The organism is Clostridium hydrogeniformans DSM 21757 (assembly GCF_000686705.1).
GTDB lineage: Bacteria > Bacillota > Clostridia > Clostridiales > Clostridiaceae > Clostridium_Z > Clostridium_Z hydrogeniformans.
The window spans coordinates 512,000-530,493 of sequence record NZ_JMLJ01000003.1 but is presented as its reverse complement, the minus strand read 5'-3'; the positions used below and the strand labels follow the sequence as shown (position 1 = coordinate 530,493).

At 29.7% G+C, this 18,494-nt stretch carries 17 protein-coding genes; 11 read left to right on the top strand and 6 right to left on the bottom strand.

Features of this window, described 5'->3' with window-relative positions:
- Window positions 1–47: 47 nt before the first annotated feature.
- From BR69_RS0102215 to BR69_RS0102200, 4 genes are all read left to right on the top strand, one after another.
- Window positions 48–1,169, top strand: a complete 1,122-nt coding sequence (locus tag BR69_RS0102215; RefSeq protein WP_027631720.1) for a (Fe-S)-binding protein — start codon at window positions 48–50, stop codon at window positions 1,167–1,169.
- Between the two features lie 91 nt (window positions 1,170–1,260).
- The gene (locus BR69_RS0102210) at window positions 1,261–1,926 is read left to right on the top strand and encodes a TVP38/TMEM64 family protein (RefSeq protein ID WP_027631719.1); all 666 of its coding nucleotides are present in this window, start codon (window positions 1,261–1,263) and stop codon (window positions 1,924–1,926) included.
- Window positions 1,927–2,140: 214 nt separating this feature from the next.
- Complete coding sequence (locus BR69_RS19710) at window positions 2,141–2,545, top strand: NUDIX hydrolase (protein ID WP_051623449.1); 405 nt, start codon at window positions 2,141–2,143, stop codon at window positions 2,543–2,545.
- 219 nt (window positions 2,546–2,764) lie between these two features.
- Complete coding sequence (locus BR69_RS0102200; protein ID WP_027631718.1) at window positions 2,765–3,352, top strand: CDP-alcohol phosphatidyltransferase family protein; 588 nt, start codon at window positions 2,765–2,767, stop codon at window positions 3,350–3,352.
- A gap of 144 nt (window positions 3,353–3,496) precedes the next feature.
- Here the strand turns inward: BR69_RS0102200 and BR69_RS0102195 are convergent, their stop codons facing one another.
- Window positions 3,497–5,044: a BCCT family transporter gene (locus tag BR69_RS0102195; protein WP_027631717.1), complete on the bottom strand. Its 1,548-nt coding sequence runs from the start codon at window positions 5,042–5,044 to the stop codon at window positions 3,497–3,499.
- Window positions 5,045–5,252: 208 nt separating this feature from the next.
- Between BR69_RS0102195 and BR69_RS0102190 the strand changes: the two genes are divergently transcribed.
- Window positions 5,253–5,879: a GntR family transcriptional regulator gene (locus BR69_RS0102190; protein ID WP_027631716.1), complete on the top strand. Its 627-nt coding sequence runs from the start codon at window positions 5,253–5,255 to the stop codon at window positions 5,877–5,879.
- Window positions 5,880–5,997: 118 nt separating this feature from the next.
- Here the strand turns inward: BR69_RS0102190 and BR69_RS0102185 are convergent, their stop codons facing one another.
- On the bottom strand, window positions 5,998–6,408 hold the full coding sequence (locus tag BR69_RS0102185; RefSeq protein ID WP_027631715.1) for a DUF2383 domain-containing protein: 411 nt from the start codon (window positions 6,406–6,408) through the stop codon (window positions 5,998–6,000).
- A gap of 176 nt (window positions 6,409–6,584) precedes the next feature.
- Here BR69_RS0102185 and BR69_RS0102180 point away from each other — a divergent pair, with 176 nt between their 5' ends.
- The 3 genes from BR69_RS0102180 (at window position 6,585) to BR69_RS0102170 (ending at window position 9,124) form a co-directional block, all read left to right on the top strand.
- A complete protein-coding gene (locus tag BR69_RS0102180; RefSeq protein ID WP_027631714.1) occupies window positions 6,585–7,454 on the top strand; it encodes a cation diffusion facilitator family transporter in 870 nt (289 codons plus the stop codon).
- 217 nt (window positions 7,455–7,671) lie between these two features.
- Window positions 7,672–7,920 carry a GIY-YIG nuclease family protein gene (locus BR69_RS0102175; RefSeq protein WP_027631713.1) on the top strand — a complete coding sequence of 83 codons (249 nt, stop codon included), beginning with the start codon at window positions 7,672–7,674 and terminating at the stop codon, window positions 7,918–7,920.
- A 97-nt stretch (window positions 7,921–8,017) separates the two neighbouring features.
- The gene (locus BR69_RS0102170; protein WP_027631712.1) at window positions 8,018–9,124 is read left to right on the top strand and encodes a VanZ family protein; all 1,107 of its coding nucleotides are present in this window, start codon (window positions 8,018–8,020) and stop codon (window positions 9,122–9,124) included.
- Between the two features lie 195 nt (window positions 9,125–9,319).
- On the opposite strand, the gene BR69_RS0102165 is transcribed toward BR69_RS0102170, so the two are convergent.
- The 3 genes from BR69_RS0102165 to BR69_RS0102155 form a co-directional block, all read right to left on the bottom strand.
- Window positions 9,320–10,480 (bottom strand): iron-containing alcohol dehydrogenase, encoded by a 1,161-nt coding sequence (locus BR69_RS0102165; protein ID WP_027631711.1) that lies wholly within the window; start codon window positions 10,478–10,480, stop codon window positions 9,320–9,322.
- 486 nt (window positions 10,481–10,966) lie between these two features.
- The gene (locus BR69_RS0102160; RefSeq protein ID WP_027631710.1) at window positions 10,967–12,016 is read right to left on the bottom strand and encodes a lactonase family protein; all 1,050 of its coding nucleotides are present in this window, start codon (window positions 12,014–12,016) and stop codon (window positions 10,967–10,969) included.
- A gap of 110 nt (window positions 12,017–12,126) precedes the next feature.
- Window positions 12,127–12,852 (bottom strand): lysophospholipid acyltransferase family protein, encoded by a 726-nt coding sequence (locus BR69_RS0102155; RefSeq protein WP_027631709.1) that lies wholly within the window; start codon window positions 12,850–12,852, stop codon window positions 12,127–12,129.
- A 484-nt stretch (window positions 12,853–13,336) separates the two neighbouring features.
- Between BR69_RS0102155 and BR69_RS0102150 the strand changes: the two genes are divergently transcribed.
- The 3 genes from BR69_RS0102150 (at window position 13,337) to BR69_RS0102140 (ending at window position 17,631) form a co-directional block, all read left to right on the top strand.
- Window positions 13,337–13,795, top strand: coding sequence for a MarR family winged helix-turn-helix transcriptional regulator (locus BR69_RS0102150; protein WP_027631708.1), 459 nt, complete (start codon window positions 13,337–13,339; stop codon window positions 13,793–13,795).
- A 237-nt stretch (window positions 13,796–14,032) separates the two neighbouring features.
- Window positions 14,033–15,760 carry an ABC transporter ATP-binding protein gene (locus tag BR69_RS0102145; protein WP_027631707.1) on the top strand — a complete coding sequence of 576 codons (1,728 nt, stop codon included), beginning with the start codon at window positions 14,033–14,035 and terminating at the stop codon, window positions 15,758–15,760.
- The gene (locus BR69_RS0102140; protein ID WP_027631706.1) at window positions 15,757–17,631 is read left to right on the top strand and encodes an ABC transporter ATP-binding protein; all 1,875 of its coding nucleotides are present in this window, start codon (window positions 15,757–15,759) and stop codon (window positions 17,629–17,631) included. Before BR69_RS0102145 ends, BR69_RS0102140 begins: the two co-directional genes overlap by 4 nt.
- Window positions 17,632–17,917: 286 nt before the next feature.
- Here BR69_RS0102140 and BR69_RS0102135 read toward each other — a convergent pair whose 3' ends face one another.
- Window positions 17,918–18,493, bottom strand: coding sequence for a hypothetical protein (locus BR69_RS0102135; protein WP_027631705.1), 576 nt, complete (start codon window positions 18,491–18,493; stop codon window positions 17,918–17,920).
- Window position 18,494 lies beyond the last annotated feature (1 nt).

The window sequence follows — 18,494 nt, the reverse complement described above, 5'->3', positions numbered from 1 at the left end:
AAAAAGGCAATCCATGTTGTTTTGTAGATATATAAGGGGGATATGGTGTGGATAAGATTAAATTAAGTAAGGATTTAATAGAGAGCATAAATTATAGTGAAAAGCAATGTATAGATTGTAAGAAGTGCATGAAGGTATGCCCAATGATGAAGGACTTTATAGAATCCCCTAAAGACTTTTTAGGTAAGGTTATAAAGGAAAATACAATAGATAAAAACATGGCTTTTTCTTGTATGCTTTGTAATAGATGTACCATGGAATGTCCTAAGGACATAGATTTTAAGGATATATTCTTTAATTCAAGAGAGGATATATTTAAGAATAATAAAGAGGCACTTAAAGAGTTAGGATATAATACTGTTAGATTTCATCAGAAGAACAGTTTTTCACCTTTATTCACCTCCGAGATTAAAGAAAAAAACATAAAAAGAATCTTTATACCAGGATGTAGTTTAAGTTCCTATGATCCTAATATAATTTTAGAAACTTATAGATATTTAGAAAAGGTAACAGAGAATATTTCTATATTATTTCAGTGTTGTGGAAAACCAACCTTAGACATGGGAGATATAGAGGGGTTTAAAAATTACTATTCAGGACTCAATAAAATCATAGAAGATAATAACATAGAAGAGGTAATTGTAGCCTGTGAAAATTGTTATAAAACTATTAAAAGTAATAGTAATGTTAAGGTAACCTCTTTGTGGGAAGTTATAGGGGAAAATGGAGTTCCAGAAGAAGTTAAGGGGAAATATAAAAATATAAAGGAAACCTTTGCCCTTCATGATCCTTGCCCAATTAGAGAGGAAAAAGTAATACATGAAAGTGTACGAAAAATATTAAGGGAGCTTGGAGTAAATATAATAGAGTTTGAAAAAAATAGAGACAAAACACAGTGCTGTGGAGCTGGTGGTATGGTATGTGTAACTAACAATAAGCTAGCGTTAAGAGAGATGAATAATAGGGCAGAAGAAACAGAGGCTGACTATATAGTTTCTTATTGTGAGTCATGTGTTGAGTCTATGATAAGAGGTGGAAAGAGTTCTCTTCATATATTAGATTTTTTATTTAATCCTAAGGTTATAAATGGAGAAAAGTTAACTCAGGATATTGAGGGAACTATAAAAAAATGGACTAATAGGTATAATGTAAAAAGAAAAGTTAGATGAGTTAATTTAGGGGCGTAGCAACTTTAACACCCCCACCTTGTACGAGGATGAGGGTGTTAAAGCTTATAGCCATCAGATAAAAGGAGGAAATATGAAGGAAAGAAATTTAAAAATATTAAAGGGGTTACTGAGTGTTCTGATTTTAGTAGGTATTATATTTATTATAAAGAAGCTTAATATATTTTCAGGAAATTCTACAAAAAACATAGAGGATTTTGTTAAGTCCTATGGATCATTAGCACCTATTATATATATAATAATGTTTGCTTTAGTACCTTTAACCCTTTTTCCAGATTCTATTCTTGCAATAACAGGAGGGATATTATTTGGACTTTTAGAAGGGTATATATACACAACTATTGGAGCTATGATAGGTGGGAGCATATCTTTTTATATATCTAAAATTTTAGGGCGAGATTTTATAAAAAACATAGCAAAGAATAAATTAGATAAATTAGAAAAAATTATAGAAGATAAAGGCTTTGTTATAGTAATTTTATTGAGACTTATACCACTATTTCCTTTTGATGTTATAAGTTATGGGGCAGGACTTACTAGTATAAAGTATAAGGATTTTATATTAGCAACTTTAATAGGAACTATACCAGGAATACTAGTGTTTACAAATATAGGAGCTCAATGGGTAAATGTAGGTAAAAGTAGCTTCTACTTATCTATAGCTATGCTAATAGGACTTATTGTAATATCTATATTTATGAAAAAAAGATTCTTAAGTAAGGACTTAAGAGAGGAATAAAAGCTTTGTATAAGAAATAAGTAAGGAAAGTAAGCGGTGTAAAAGTAAGATCCCATCTTATTGTAGTAGTGAAGCCTTATTTATAAGGAGAAAATATATTCATTTTCATGTATACACTATTCTGAAACATGTGCTATTATATACCATATATAGGAAGTGGATTTCTAATAAGAACCTATAAAATATGGTGAAATAGAAAGGGGATTATTGTATTATGAATTACCCAGTTCATATTGTTGCTGTTGGTGGACTAATAGAAAATGAAGAGGGAAAAATACTTATGATGAGAAATCCAGATAGAGGATGGGAGATCCCAGGGGGACAAGTGGAGCCTGGAGAGACTCTTACTGATGCATTAAAGAGAGAAGTAAAAGAAGAAACTGGAATAGATATTCAGGTTGGGGAGTTAAGAGCAGTTCATTCAAATATAGCAAAGAGGCTTCAACCTGATGGAGTTAGTCCTATTGGTTCAATTGTAAGCTTTGGATTTACTGGGAAAGCAGTTTCAGGTGAGCTTACAACAAGTGATGAAAGTCTTGAAGTAAAGTGGGTCCATAGAGAGAATATATTAGATATAATAAATGAAGAATTTATGAAAGATAAGGTTGATATATGCTAAATTATAATGGGAAAGTTCCCTATGTTGTGTTTTCACGTGATCCATATATTCTTTATGAAGTACAGTATCTTTAATATTTACTTCTTAAGTACCTAGAAACAAAGTGTGGGAAGTTAAAATGGCTTCCTTAAAATTTACATAGAAAATATAAATACCTTATGAGGGGACGGAGATTTTAAGTATTATTCTAATATAAAAACAAATTCAAAGGAGGAAAAAATGCTAGATACATATGGAAGAAAATACGTGAATCCACTAATAGAGGTGGGGGCAAAGTTTTTTCTTAAAATGAGACTTAAAGCAAATCATATAACTTTCCTTGCACTGTTAATAGGAATATTAACATTTATATTTATATATTTTGATATGAAGTACTTGGCTGTTATAGTGCTTTGGATATCTGGGTATTTAGATGCTGTAGATGGTGCTATGGCAAGAAAAAGCAAAAATACTACTGACTTTGGTACTTTAATGGATATAACTTTTGATAGGATAGTTGAAATATCAGTTATACTAGCTTTAGCTTTTAAGTTTGAAGGTATAAGGATGAATCTTATAGTATTAACTATGTGTATATTAATATCCATGACTATATTTTTAACAGTAGGTGCCTTAAGTGAGAAAAAGGGAATTAAATCTTTTTATTACCAGGCTGGGGTTGCAGAAAGAACAGAAGGCTTTATATTATTTTCCTTTATGATAATATTTACCAACTATGTGGGATATATAACCAATATATTTTCTTTAATGATAATAGTAACGGTAATTCAAAGGATGTTAGAGGCAAAGAAAATCTTAGATAAATAGGTATAAAGTAAAAATAAACACTATGAATTTATTGGGTTTCAATAAAGTTTCATAGTGTTTATTTTTGAATTACCATAATTAAGAAGTTCTTCTTTTATTATAGTAATTATTTTAATATAACATATCATAGTTATACAACTTTTCTTAATTATTAGTTTTACTTTTTAGAGAGAAAAAATCTTTTATCCTACATGTTAGCGAAGAATTCTCTACTTTCTCACTACTTTTTAATTCTTTTAAGAAAGCTACAAGATTAGCAAGCATAATTATTGAAAATGGTAATGCCATAATTATAGAGGCTGTTTGAATCATTTTAAGACCACCAGCAAATAATAAGGCTATGGTAAGTAAAGATTGGATAACCCCTAAAATAATTTTCTTACTAGTTGAAGGTTTATTATCACCATTACTTGCTATCATAGCTAGAACAAAGGTAGCAGAGTCAGCACTAGTTATAAAGAATGTAAATAGAAGGAGTATAGCTAGTACAGAAAGAATAGAACCTAGATGATACTGATTAAATATCACAAACAATGCAGTTTCTACTTCTTTAATAGCTTCCATAGCAACAGCAGAATCCACATTAAAGCCTAGGGTACCAAATACTGAGAACCAAATAAGACAGAATCCAGCAGGAACAAATAATACTCCGAGTATAAATTCTCTAATGGTACGTCCTTTAGAAACCCTAGCTATAAAGATAGCTACAAAAGGAGCCCAAGCTATCCACCAACCCCAGTAGAATAATGTCCATTGTTCATACCAAGAACCACTTACAAATATATTTATTTGTGATAGTAGGGCACCAGGATAAGCCTTTAATCCTGTAAATAAATTTAGGATCATATCCTTTGTTGGGCCAATAACTATTGCAGCTAGAAGTAGTAATACTGCAAGTAACATATTACCATTAGAAAGTATTTTTATACCCTTTTTAACTCCAGTAGATGCTGATATTAAAAATAGTACAGTAATTATAGCTATAATTACTACTTGAACAATTTTTGAGTTTGGAATATTAAATAGATAGTTTAATCCACTATTTATTTGAAGGGTTCCAAGTCCAAGAGATGTTACAATTCCAGCTATAGTTGCGAAGATAGTAAGTATATCTACAACTTTACCTATTATGCCTTTGGCAGCTTTTTCTCCTATTAAAGGGATTAAAAGTGAACTTATTAAAGCAGGCTTTCCCTTTCTAAAATGCATGTAAGCTATGGAAAGAGCAAGGGATGCATAACAAGCCCAAGCTGATATTCCCCAATGTAGGAAAGATTTTTTTAAAGCAAAAATTTTAGCAGAAGCTGTGCCTCCATCTTCTCCTAATGGACTCATAAAGTGAGTTAAAGGTTCAGCAACTCCCCAGAATACAAGACCTATACCAATACCAGCACTAAATAACATGGCGAACCAAGATAGGTTAGAGAATTCAGGTTTTGAGTCATCTGATCCAAGCTTTATATTTCCATATTTACTAAACAATAAGTATAAACAAAATACAAAAAATCCAATCATAAGAACCATATAAAACCAAGAAAAATTAGAGGTTATAAATGCTAGTGATTTATTTGTTGAACTTTCAAAGGCATCTTTAAAAAAGAAACCCCAGATAAATAGTATTACAGAAATAACCATTGAACTAAAATATATAATATTTTTATTTATATTTTCTTTACGTAAAAATTTAATCATCTAAGTCCTCCTTTACTACCAACTTTTCATTTGAAATAAGTTGTCAGTTTTGCGAAAATAAAAGATGAAATAAGTTTTTCTTATTTTCATCTGCCAACTTATTATAACATAAGAGTTGGCAAAAAGAAAGATGTATTAACTATGTTTAAAAATTATAAACTTTATGATAAAATTCAACTTAGGTGTTACAGTAAAGGAGAAGATGGTAATGGCTAAAAGAATCAGCATGCCAAGCTATATAAAAATAGCTGTGGATGTAGCTTACAGAATATCTATTGGAGAGTTTCGTGAAGGGGAAAGGATAAGTGGTAGATCTACCCTTGTTAGTATATATAACGTATCTCCAGAAACTATAAGAAGAGCAGTTGCTCTTTTAAAGGATACAGAAGTAGTAGAAGTAACAGAAAAAAGTGGAATAATCATTAGAAGTAAAGAAAAAGCAAAAGAATTTCTAGGTAAATTTAAAACTAAAAGTGATTTTAATAATTTAAAGGTGGATACTTTTAACCTTATTAAAGAAAGAAAACTTATAGATAGTAAGATAGAAGAAAATATAGATAAGTTAATTGAATATTCTTCTAGTGTTAGAAGTAATGGATTTATAGCAACCTTCGAAAGTAAGGTGGAAAATGGTAGTATAATAGTTGGAAATTCCATAGGAGAAATAAACTTTTGGCATAACACCAAGGCAACTATAGTGGGAATAAAAAGAGGGGAAGAAATGTTTTTATCTCCAGGACCTTATTTTGTTATAAAAGAAGAAGACATAATAGTGTATGTTGGTAGTGATGAAGTGCTAGAAACAGTAGAAAAATACATAAAATCTAGTAAATAAACATAGGAAAAACCCCTATGTTTATTTACTTTAAGAGTTTCAAAAAATTATAGAATTATAGGTTAAATATAATTTGCATATGGAAAAGTTTCGCTCCTAAAATATAAAATATATGGTGCTAACTATATTTTTCTAGCATAGATTTACTATCTTCAATCATTCCTTTTATAAGAAGGTTTGTTTCATTATCTCCATTCTCATAGGAGGATAGAAATCTTTCGCTCATTTCTATACCTGTTTTAATAGATTTCTTAGCTTCATTTCTTATTTCCTCTGGATTATTACCAAAAATATTTTTTATTTCATAAAAGGTTTCTGTAAGCTTTCCAAATAGTCCAGAGTTATTACTGGTTTCTATACCACTAGAGCCTAACTTATTTTTCAAAGTATTTTTATGACGTTCGTACATTAAAGAAGTTTCAGTTAGTAAAGATTTTAATGATGGATCCTCACATTTTTCAGATAGATTAGAAAAGGTATCTATACCCATATAAATTCCTTTCATAAAATCATTTATATTATTACTCATAAAATCACCTCATTATAGTTTGTGCATAAGTATATAAATTATTATTAATTCAAATTATCATTATCAATTGATAATGAATAATAGTAAAATTTAGTGGAACAAAATGCTTTTAATAGAATATTATAATTATAAATCTTATATATATTAAATAAAATCAATTGATAATGGAGGATTCAATGAGTAAAGAAAAAGCTTTAGGAATAAGAATAAGTTTTGTGACCATAGTCATTAATGTACTCTTATTTTTAATAAAAACCATAATAGGTATCCTAGGAAAAAGTACGGCAATGATAGCTGATGGGGTTCATTCTTTATCAGATGTTCTTACAACAATAGGAGTCATTATAGGTCTTAAGCTTTCTAGTAAACCAGATGATAAATGTCATCCTTATGGTCATGAAAAAATAGAGAGCTTAGCTTCTATTTTTCTTGGGTTTTTATTATTATTAGTTGCATTAGGGATAGGTTACTCTGGAATTAAAACAATAATAAGTGGTAACTATAATGAACCAAAGTCCATAGCTATATTTGGAGCAATTATATCTATATTAGTTAAGGAATGGATGTATTGGTATACCATAAAATATGCTAAGGTCATAAATAGTACTTCTATGAAGGCTGATGCATGGCATCATAGATCAGATGCTATATCGTCAGTTGGTGCTTTAGTAGGGATAATTGGAGCTAGAAGTGGGTTTCCTATTTTAGATCCTATGGTTTCCATAATAATATGTATTGTAATAGTTAAAGTAGCCATATATATATTAAAGCAAAGTACCCATGAGATTATAGATAAGTCAGCAGATGAGAGAGTAATAGAAAAAATAACTAAGGAAATTTTAGAAATTCAAGGTGTGGAAAGGATAGATAGTATAAAAACAAGGATACATGTAAATACCCTCTATGTGGATGTAGAGGTATCAGTAAATAAGGATCTTACAGTGGAAGAATCCCATAATATAGCTATAGAAATTCATAGAGAAATTGAAGATAATAATAACGTTAAGCATTGCATGGTTCACATAAATCCATTTAACCCTAAATAATTTATATAGAATAAAAATTATTATATTTTATAATCATCCTATGTATTTTAGCCTAGAGGATTAATCTTAATTAAGAGGCATTAAGTTATTTATAATATAAGATAAGGGTAATTATATAAACTACTAATGTATTTAGAACAGTTGTATAATTACTCCTATGTATTTATAATGTTAAATATAAATACAAGAAAAGATGAAGAGAATAAAGAGGATAACTATGTGTTATGTATATATATTAGAATGTAATGATAAAACATTATATACAGGGTGGACAACCAACCTAGAAAGACGATTAAAGGTTCATAATGAAGGGAAAGGAGCCAAATACACTAGGGCAAGGCTTCCAGTAAGTATTTTATATTATGAGGAATTTGAAGAAAAAATTGAAGCAATGAAAAGAGAATATGCAATAAAGAAACTAACAAGAGAAAAAAAGATTAAATTAATTAATGAAAGAAAAACATAAAACTTTTTATTGAATTCTTTAATACTTTAGTTTAAGGAGTTTAGTAAAAAGTTTTTTGAATTCATAATAAATATAATTTACATAAGAGGAGGAAAATATGGTTCACTTAATACCACTAAAAACTGCATTTTTACTATTTCCAATTGTTGCATTAATAATAAGCTTACCCTTTATGATATATCAATATAGGAAATATAAATATTTTAATAGAATTAGAGCTCTTGTTATATATAGTTTTATACTATTTTTAATGTCAGCCTTTTTCTTAGTAATTCTGCCATTACCATCTACAAGGGATGTGGCTAGTTTGCAAAAACCAGGAACTCAGCATTATCAGTTAGTACCATTTCAGTTTGTGAAGGATTTTATAAGAGAAACAAAGGTGGAGGTATCACACCCATTAACTTATATAAAAGCATTAAAAGAGCCGGAATTTCTTCAAGCTGCTTTTAATGCCATATTGTTGCTTCCTTTAGGAGTATATCTAAGATATCATTTTAATAAAGGGTTAAAAGCCACAGTTATAATTACTTTCTTAACCTCATTGTTTTTTGAAATAACTCAAGGGACAGCGCTTTATGGATATTATAATGCTCCCTATAGATTATTTGATGTGGATGATTTAATTTTGAATACATTAGGAGGATTTCTAGGATATATTATAGCTCCTTTATTCACTTTTTTCTTGCCAAAGGCAGAAGACATTGATAAGTCTATAAAATTAAATGATCTTAGTGTAAGCTTTATAAGAAGAGGAATTGCCTTTTTTATAGATTGGACTATATTATCAATAATCTTAAATTTTATTAGTGGAGATATAAAGTGGATAGGAAGAATAGTTTTAATATTTATCTACTTTATAGTAGTGCAATCCATAACTAAAGGAAAAACCCTAGGGAAATCAGTAGTTAAAATAAAGGTTAAGGGTAAGGGAAATAATGTTACCTTTAAAGAGCTATTTATAAGATATGGGTTATTATATTATGTTATATTAGGAATACCTAGTATTTTAAATTATTTAATTCAGCTTCAAAATATAGGAGAGATACCTTCCTTTGCGTACTTATATATAGGAATATTTATAATATATGGAGGATATATTATTTTACTTATAATACATTTTATAGCTAATATATTTAGTAAAAATAAGGTTTTAATATATGAAAAGATAAGTAAAACTAAAAATGTAATAGATACTAATTAAATAAATAGCTGTTTCACTTTTATTACCTTAAAAGTCTAATTTATCAATGAATAAATAATATGAATAAGTTAATTTTAGATTGAGGAGACCTGTAAAAATTTACTTGTTAGAATTATGTTAATCTTAGTATTCCTTAGCTAAAAAGAAGAAGGATGTCTAGAAATTATTTTTAGTAATTTCTAGACATCCTTTATTTTATAGTGCTATAGAAAGAATATTATATATATCATCCCTAGTTAGTTTCTTTAATGAGCCTAAAGGACTTTGAATAGAAGCATTATCAGCTATAAAATCTAAGTTTTCCTTTTTCACTCCAACTTCTGTAAGAGTTATAGGAGCTCCCATTGATTTATAATAATTTCTTAAGGCTTCAATACCTTCAAGGGCAATTTTCTCAGGAGATCCTTCAGTTATTCCAAAAATATTTTTTCCCATTTTAGCAAATTTTTCAACGTTTTCTTTATAAAGATATTCCATCCAAGCAGGCATTATTATTGCAAGGCCAGCTCCATGAGAAATATCATTGAACACACTTAAAGAGTGCTCTATATCATGGGAAGCCCAGTCTCCAACTCTTCCATGGAATACTAAACCATTAAGTGCTAATGTAGCAGCCCATGCCATTTCACATCTAGAATCATAATTATTAGGATCATCTATAAGAACCCTTGAATGTTTAATTACAGTTCTTATGATACCTTCTGAAATTTCATCAGCCATATCAGTTTTTGGTGTTCCATCAAAATAAGCTTCAAAAACATGGGTTATAGCATCTACAGCCCCATTTACTGTTTGAGATTTAGGTAAGGTACATTGTACAGAAGGATCAAGAATTGATACCTTTGGATAAAGAAGAGGAGAGCCAAATGCCCACTTTTTACCTTCTTCTTCATTGGTTATAACTCCACCACAATTCATTTCAGAGCCTGTAGCTGAAAGGGTAAGTACTGTAAAGACTGGAATAGCATTATTTAGCTTACCCTTACCCTCAAATAAATCCCATACATCTCCATCGTAAGATGCACCAGCTGCTATGGCTTTAGCAGAATCTAGTACGCTTCCTCCACCAAGGGCAATAACACCTTGAAGGCTATGGTCATGAACTAATTTTATACCTTCCTTTACCTTAGATAATACAGGATTAGGTTTAACTCCAGAAAGTTCGATGAATTCAATACCATTAGCTTTTAAAGACTCTGTAGCAGAATCATATACTCCATTTTTAAATATAGAACCTTTCCCATAAAGGATTAAGACTTTAGAAAGTCCTGACTCCTTTACATAATCACCTAATTTACCTATTGTGTCTTTTCCAAAAACTAGTTTTGTAGGGTTTTGGAAAGAGAAATTTAACATAAAAAAACCTCCTTAGAACTATACTATAGTTTGTTTGATAATTTTTCTAAGATTATGATAAGTTATTTTTAAAATATATGTGTTCTAACATTAACCTTAGAATATCCTAGAAAGTCAATGATAACAGCTATATACATCCTTTTATTAAGATATATTATTTGCATTAACATTAACATAAAATCTTATATGTAATTATATCAATAATTACAACTTATAAATATATATGTTTTTAATTATAAAACATGTTCTTTCATAAAAGGTAGTTTAAAAGCTTATAATTAACATTGTTAAGTTATGGTAATATTAATCAGCTATATAAATTTCTATAAGTAGAAATTATAAAGAATTAAAATTTAATTTATAGAACAAAGATTCTTTCAAGTAGTGTTCTTTTCACCACCTGAAAGTTAGATGATTTAATCTAGGGTTGTGGCAACTGTTATCTTCCACCTTACACCAGGATGGGGATGTTACAGCTTATAGCTATCAGATAAATTTAATGCATACAGGGCTAGGAACCCTTAAGGGATCATCAGTAGGAGTTAAACTTCCCTTATTTTTATCTATAGAAAAACAACTTATATTATTAGAATGTTCATTAGCAGCAATAAGGATTTCTCCACTAGGATCTAAGGAAAAGTCACGAGGACCCTTTCCAAGAGTTGAATGATGGGATACTAGTTTTAATTCATAGGATAAGGAATCTATAGAAAATACACCTATGGAATCATGTCCTCTATTAGATACATATAAGTAAGTTCCTAGTTTATCTATGTGAATAGCAGCTGGATAGTTTTCACCACTATAATCCTTAGGAAGGGTGGAGATAGCTTGAACAAATTCAAATGAGCCACTAGAACTTGAATAATTTAATACTATTACTTCAGAAGATAGCTCTGTTACTATATATGCAAATTTACCATTAGGATGAAAAATCATGTGTCTTGGACCAGAACCTTTAGGAAAGTCAAAAACTGATACAAGATCACCTATTTTTCCATCTGTAAATCTATAGGTAATTAGTTTGTCTAAGCCAAGATCCACAGAGAAGATATAATTTCCATCATTACTTATACTAGAATAATGAACATGAGAAGTAGAATTATAAATAATGTTATGATTTTTTATAGAGCTTTCATTACTTATACATCCATTCTCATTTAAATTAAATAATTCTAAGGTACCCCTATGATAATTAGAACATATTATATTTTTTTTATTATTATCTAAGAAAATATGACAGGGAGGGGCACCTAAAGAGATATTATTATTTAAGCTTCTTAGAGAATAATCATTAGTCTTTAAAGAAAAGGATGCTATGCCGCCTTTAATATTCTCAGAAGATTTAGAGTCTTTCATTACAGAGTAAAGAAGTTTCTTATCATCACTTAGTGCTAAATAAGTGGGATTTTCTATTTTATATGCTAAAGATATCTCTTTAAATTTAAGAGATTGTATATCTATTAACACCTTATAAATACCCTTACTTTCTCCTTTAGTATAGGTACCAATAAAACATGTTATATATTTTTCCATAAGGAATACCTCCAGATTAATAAAACTTTAAACTATTGAAAAGATTGATTTTAGTATAGGAAAACCACTGTAATACTTCTATTATTACAGTGGTAGACTTGTTTTTATAATTAATTGATTTTAGGTAATTTACTTTTGATGATTTCTTTAACCTTATTAGGAAGTAAGGTTTCATCTTCCTTAGTTAAATCTTTAGTTTCTACCATAGGATGAATATATACATTAACTTCTCCTGGTTTTATCTTATTGCCATTGGCCTCCATTAGTTTATAAGATCCATCTATGGTTACTGGAACTATAGGAACCTTAGATTTTGTTGCAAGTTTAAAACTTCCTGCCTTAAAGTCCCCTATATTATCTCCTTTGCTTCTTGTTCCCTCAGGAAAAATTACTAAGGAATAACCAGATTTTAAAATTTTAACCCCATCTATAATTGCAGATGCAGATTTTCTAAGATTATTTCTGTCCATAAATATACAATTCATATATTCCATCCAAGTTTTAAGAATAGGAACCTTTTGCATTTCAATTTTAGAAATATATCCTTTAGGTTTATCAATATAACTCATAAATATTGCAATATCAAAATTACTTTGATGATTACTTACAAAGAGTACGGGAATGTCTTTTGGTATATTCTCTGCACCAAAAACATTTATTTTTGCTCCACTGAGTTTTATATGAGACATGGCCCATTTTGATGTTACTTTATGTACATACTCTTCCTTTTCCTTAGTAAGCCCTTTTTTATCCAAGGATTTTACCTTATATATACCAGGGATTTTTCCAATAAGGCTTGTAGCAAAATGAGTATACCATGCTATAGTTCTTAACATAAAATATTTACCTCCACAAACTATTAACTCCATTATATTTAAAAGTATATTACAAACCTTGGTAATATTAAAGTATATTTTAGTATTAACCTGGTAGTCATATAAATTTGTACTATATGTTTATAAAATATAATCATAAAATATAAAAAAATTGTAACAAAAGTAATTAAGAAAAGGATTAAGAATAGGTTTTCATTTATAGAATTATGGAAGAATACAAATAGGAGTTTTAAATAAAATATAAGTTATAAAATGAACAAAAGAAAAATAGAAAATATAATTAGGCGACTAACTAATTACTATAGCATATCTAATAATATGAACCATATTCATATTAATCTAATTCTCTATAAGTCAACATATATGTTAATAAAATAATAGTTAAAACTTTATTAATAAAACTAGAGAGGGACCATATTGACTATAATAATTTTAAGATGGTATTATATTTTTAGTTAGCTGACTAATTAAATGAGGTGAGGAAATGGAATTTTATAATTCAGATTCTTTGTACTATATTTTTGGAGAGGTTATAAAACTGCATTATTATAGAGCTCATAAATCCCTTGAAAAGGTAGGGCTTTATCCAGGGCAGCCTCAACTTTTATTTTCTTTATTAAAAAAAGATGGTCAAAGTCAAAAAGAATTATCAGGAAAATTGAAAGTAAAACCAGCCACCATTACAGTGATGATTAAGAGAATGGAAAAGGCAGGACTTATTTATAGAAAATCCGATGAAGAAGATCAAAGGATATCGAGAGTTTATTTAACGGATAAGGGGAAAGAAGTTTCTGGAGAAGTTAAGGAGTTATTTAAAACTATAAATAAAGAATGTTTTAGTAACTTTACTGATGAGGAGCAAGTTATACTTCGTAGATTACTACTTCAAATAAAGGAAAATTTAAAAATAGGATTAGAAGATGAAAAGTCTAATAAACTTTAGTTGTTTTTCTTAAAAGTATTTATGATGTAAAAGTAAAAATTATAGTTTAAGGAATTCCTATATACCTGGGTAATTATATTAAAGCTAAAATTTTATTAAGATTTAATATAAGAAAAGCTCATAATGAGAATAATAAGATTTAATGTCTTATTAGAAAGTATGGTTTTAAAACTTATGGATATGGGATAAATAAGAAAGATTATATGAAGTAAACAATAAATAGAAAGGAAGATGACCATGGGAAAGCTATTTAAACACTTAAAAGATTATTGGTATCTTATAGTTGCTATATTGGTATTAGCGTTTTTTCAAGCAATAGCAGAACTAAATTTACCTAATCTTATGTCAAACATAGTTGATACAGGAATAGTAAAGGGTGATGTGAACTATATATTAAAAATTGGAGGATACATGCTTCTAGTAGCACTAGGGGGAACTATATGTGCTGTATTTGTAAGTTTCCTTGCATCTAAGGTTGCATTAGGATTTTCAAGAGATCTTCGTGAGAAGGTGTTTAAGAAGGTGGAAAGTTTTTCATTAAATGAATTTGATGAACTTGGAACTTCTTCTCTTATAACAAGAACCACTAATGATATAAACCAGGTTCAACAGGTAATGGTAATGCTTCTTCGTATAGCGTTATTTGCCCCTATAATGTTTATTGGAGCAATGATAATGGCCCTTTCAAAGGATGTTTCACTGTCATCTGCATTTTTAATTTCAATACCTTTACTTTTAATATTAATTGGAGTCATAGGTAAGATGGGGCTTCCTCTATTTAAGAGTATACAGAAGAAAATAGATAGCTTAAATAAGGTAGTCAGAGAAGGTCTTATAGGAATTAGAGTAGTTCGTGCTTTTAATCGTACTGAATATGAAGAAAAACGATTTGATGATGCAAGTAAAGATTTGATGGAGACTTCCATAAAGGTTAATAAAATAATGGCAGTTATGATGCCAATGATGATGCTTATATTTAACTTTATGTCTATAGCTATAATATGGTTTGGGGCGAAAAGAGTAGATGCAGCAGCTATGCAAGTTGGAGATTTAATGGCCTTTCTTCAATATGCTATGCAGGTTATGATGGCAGTAGTTATGGTTTCAATTATATTTATAATGATACCTCGTGCTTCAGCTTCAGCAGAAAGAATTAATGAGGTTTTAAACTTAGAACCTGTAATTGTTGATAATGAAAGCACTAAAACTGCTAATGAGAAAAGAGGATATTTAGAATTTAGGAATGTAGCTTTTAGGTATAAAGGAGCAGAAGAGCCGGTACTAAGTAATATATCTTTTAGTACAAAACCAGGAGAAACTACAGCTATAATTGGTAGTACTGGATCAGGTAAGACTGCCTTAGTTAATCTTATACCTAGGTTTTATGATATAGAAGGTGGAGAAATTCTTATAAATGGAGTAGATATAAGAACTATGTCTCAAGAGGATCTTAGACATAAAATAGGAGTAGTTCCTCAAAAGGCAGTACTTTTTTCTGGAACCATAAAGGATAATATAAGATATGGAAAAGAAGATGCTACAGATGAGGATATTATCCATGCAGCAGAAATAGCTCAAGCTACAGAGTTTATTTCAAATATGAAAGATGGATATGATTCAGAGATAACCCAGGGAGGAAGTAATGTATCTGGTGGACAAAAACAACGTTTATCAATAGCGAGGGCTATAGTTAGAAAACCAGAAATATATATATTTGATGATAGTTTTTCAGCTCTTGACTTTAAGACTGACGCTAAGCTTCGTGGAGCTTTAAAGGCTGAAACAAAGAACTCCTCAGTTATAATAGTCGCTCAGAGAGTTAGTACTGTAATGGATGCAGATAGAATAATAGTTTTAGATGAAGGAAAAATCGCTGGCATGGGAACACATAAGGAACTTTTAGAAGAATGTAGTGTTTATAAAGAAATTGTGGCATCTCAGCTTTCAGAGGAGGAGATAGCATGAGTTTAGGAGAAAAAAAGGGATCATCAGGACATGGAAAAGGACCTATGGGACCAGGGGCAGGAGCTATGCCTGTTCAAAAAGCTAAGGATTTTAAAGGCAGTGGGAAGAGATTATTAAAGTATATAGGAAAGTATAGAGTTAGACTATTTCTAGTCCTTGTTACAGCTATAATAAGTACCATATTTAGTATTGTAAGTCCTAAGATAATGGGTAAAGCAACTACAAAACTTTTTGAAGGATTAGTTGCTAAATTCATGAATGTTCCGGGAGCTACCATTGATTTTGATTATATATGGCAGATAGTTATAATCCTTATAGGGTTATATATTGTAAGTTCAGCTTTTAGTTATATTCAGCAATATATAATGGCAGGAGTATCTCAGAAAACTGTTTATGATATGCGTAAAGAGGCTGAGAATAAGCTTGGACGTATGCCACTTAAGTATTTTGATTCAAATCCTCATGGGGATACCTTAAGTAGGTTTACTAATGATATGGATAATATAAGTGCAACACTTCAGCAAAGTATGACTCAGCTTATAACTTCTGTGGTAACTATAATTGGAATCCTTATAATGATGCTAACTATAAGTCCACTTATGACATTAATTGCTTTAGTTGTACTGCCAGTAGCTATATTTTTGATTAGACCTATACTTAAAAAATCACAGAAGCATTTTGCAAATCAACAAAAATATTTAGGTGATTTAAATGGTCATATTGAGGAAATTTACACAGGACACAATATTGTAAAAGCCTTTGGCCAAGAAGACAAAGCTATAAAGGAATTTAAAGAGGTAAATGAGAAACTTTATAACGTAGGATGGAAGGCTCAATTTATCTCAGGGCTTATAATGCCTTTAATGAGCTTTATAAATAATATGGGATATGTAGCAGTATGTGTAACTGGTGGATATTTAGCAACTAAAGGAAGGATTAGCGTTGGAGATATTCAGGCATTTATACAATATATGAGACAATTCTCTCAGCCTATAAACCAAACAGCTAATATTGCCAATATTATTCAGTCTACAGTAGCATCAGCAGAACGTGTTTTTGAAATCTTAGATGAAGAGGAAGAAATACCAGATAGTGAAGATGCAGTGATACTTGAAAATCCAAAGGGTGAGGTTAAGTTTAACCATGTTAATTTTGGATATAAAGAGGGTGTTACTCTTATAGAGGATATGAATATAGATGTTAAGAAGGGGCAAACCATTGCCATAGTTGGACCTACAGGAGCAGGTAAAACAACTCTTATAAATTTATTAATGAGATTTTATGAAATTAATAGTGGAGAAATAACTATTGATGGAGTAGATATAAGAGATATGAAAAGAGATCACCTTCGTCATATGTTTGGTATGGTACTTCAAGATACATGGTCCTTTAATGGAACCATAAGGGATAATATAGGATATGGTAGGGATGGAGCTACTGATGAAGAAATCGTAGAAGCTGCAAAGGCTGCTCATGCGGATCATTTTATAAGAACTCTTCCAGAAGGATATGATACCATATTAAATGAAGAAGCTTCAAATATTTCTCAGGGACAAAAACAGCTATTAACTATAGCAAGGGCAATCCTTAAAGATCCATCTATATTAATTCTTGATGAGGCAACAAGTAGTGTTGATACAAGAACAGAGGTTTATATACAAAAGGCCATGGATAATTTAATGAAGGGTAGAACTAGTTTTGTAATAGCACATAGACTGTCCACAATTCGTCACGCAGACTTAATTCTTGTAATGAATAAAGGAAGCGTAATAGAGCAGGGAAATCATAAAGAACTTATGAGTAAAGGTGGTTTCTATGCAGATCTTTATAATAGCCAATTTTCTAAAGGAAATATAGAAGAGGCAATTTAAATAGAAGAAATCTTCCTTAAGATGGTGTGTTCTTTCCACCATCTTAAGGTTAGATAAGCTCATCTAGGATTGTGGCAACTGTTATCTCCCACCTTTTAGAGGATGAGGGTGTTACAGATTATATCCATCAGATAAAATTAAAATTAAGCTGAAGTTTTTGCTCCAGCTTAATTTATTTAAAACAATTTAATTAGTCTTAATTTTTATATAGCTATAAAGGAATAGATATTATTTGGATTATAAAATATATAAGGTACTATAAATTTATTTTAAGTTTATAGTACCTTTATATATTATTACAGTAAAATTGAATGTTTTGAGCTGCTAAATCTAAGTTTATAGGATCACTTAATGCAAAGGAATTATTACCAAAGAACAATGCAGGATCATTTTCAAGGGCATGGAGTATTAAAACTATATAAAAGCTAAGAGGACTTATTGCTATGGTTTCACTGTAAGCTGGTAATATGGCATTAGTGTTTCCAAGGACAAGGATTAAGTAAGGGGTAGAATTTGAAATAAAGTTAGGCTCACTTTGTAGTAATTTATGAATAATATTATTATATTCACTATTAGGATGAAGGGTTGAGTTTTCATCATAGGGAATTGAACCCTTTTGAATTTCATCTATAAATAAGCCAATAAGAAAATTAGTTTTACTAATTTGCATGTTTATAACTATAGAAGGAGGAGGGGGTTCATTAGAGGTAGGGGTATTTGATGTACTATTTAGAAAATAGTACAACCTATTAAAATTACGATAAATTATTTTTCCGTCCTTTATAAAAGGATTAGGATTATTTAAAAACTCACTTAAGGAAGGTATTTTACCACCTTCATAAGGATCTATAAAATTTGACATG

Coding starts and splice junctions, on each gene's coding strand:
- BR69_RS0102210 (WP_027631719.1), top strand. CDS start 1,261: ATGAAGGAAAGAAATTTAAAAATATTAAAGGGGTTACTGAGTGTTCTG.
- BR69_RS19710 (WP_051623449.1), top strand. CDS start 2,141: ATGAATTACCCAGTTCATATTGTTGCTGTTGGTGGACTAATAGAAAAT.
- BR69_RS0102200 (WP_027631718.1), top strand. CDS start 2,765: ATGCTAGATACATATGGAAGAAAATACGTGAATCCACTAATAGAGGTG.
- BR69_RS0102195 (WP_027631717.1), bottom strand. CDS start 5,044: ATGATTAAATTTTTACGTAAAGAAAATATAAATAAAAATATTATATAT.
- BR69_RS0102190 (WP_027631716.1), top strand. CDS start 5,253: ATGGCTAAAAGAATCAGCATGCCAAGCTATATAAAAATAGCTGTGGAT.
- BR69_RS0102185 (WP_027631715.1), bottom strand. CDS start 6,408: ATGAGTAATAATATAAATGATTTTATGAAAGGAATTTATATGGGTATA.
- BR69_RS0102180 (WP_027631714.1), top strand. CDS start 6,585: ATGAGTAAAGAAAAAGCTTTAGGAATAAGAATAAGTTTTGTGACCATA.
- BR69_RS0102175 (WP_027631713.1), top strand. CDS start 7,672: ATGTGTTATGTATATATATTAGAATGTAATGATAAAACATTATATACA.
- BR69_RS0102170 (WP_027631712.1), top strand. CDS start 8,018: ATGGTTCACTTAATACCACTAAAAACTGCATTTTTACTATTTCCAATT.
- BR69_RS0102165 (WP_027631711.1), bottom strand. CDS start 10,480: ATGTTAAATTTCTCTTTCCAAAACCCTACAAAACTAGTTTTTGGAAAA.
- BR69_RS0102160 (WP_027631710.1), bottom strand. CDS start 12,016: ATGGAAAAATATATAACATGTTTTATTGGTACCTATACTAAAGGAGAA.
- BR69_RS0102155 (WP_027631709.1), bottom strand. CDS start 12,852: ATGTTAAGAACTATAGCATGGTATACTCATTTTGCTACAAGCCTTATT.
- BR69_RS0102150 (WP_027631708.1), top strand. CDS start 13,337: ATGGAATTTTATAATTCAGATTCTTTGTACTATATTTTTGGAGAGGTT.
- BR69_RS0102145 (WP_027631707.1), top strand. CDS start 14,033: ATGGGAAAGCTATTTAAACACTTAAAAGATTATTGGTATCTTATAGTT.
- BR69_RS0102140 (WP_027631706.1), top strand. CDS start 15,757: ATGAGTTTAGGAGAAAAAAAGGGATCATCAGGACATGGAAAAGGACCT.
- BR69_RS0102135 (WP_027631705.1), bottom strand. CDS start 18,493: ATGTCAAATTTTATAGATCCTTATGAAGGTGGTAAAATACCTTCCTTA.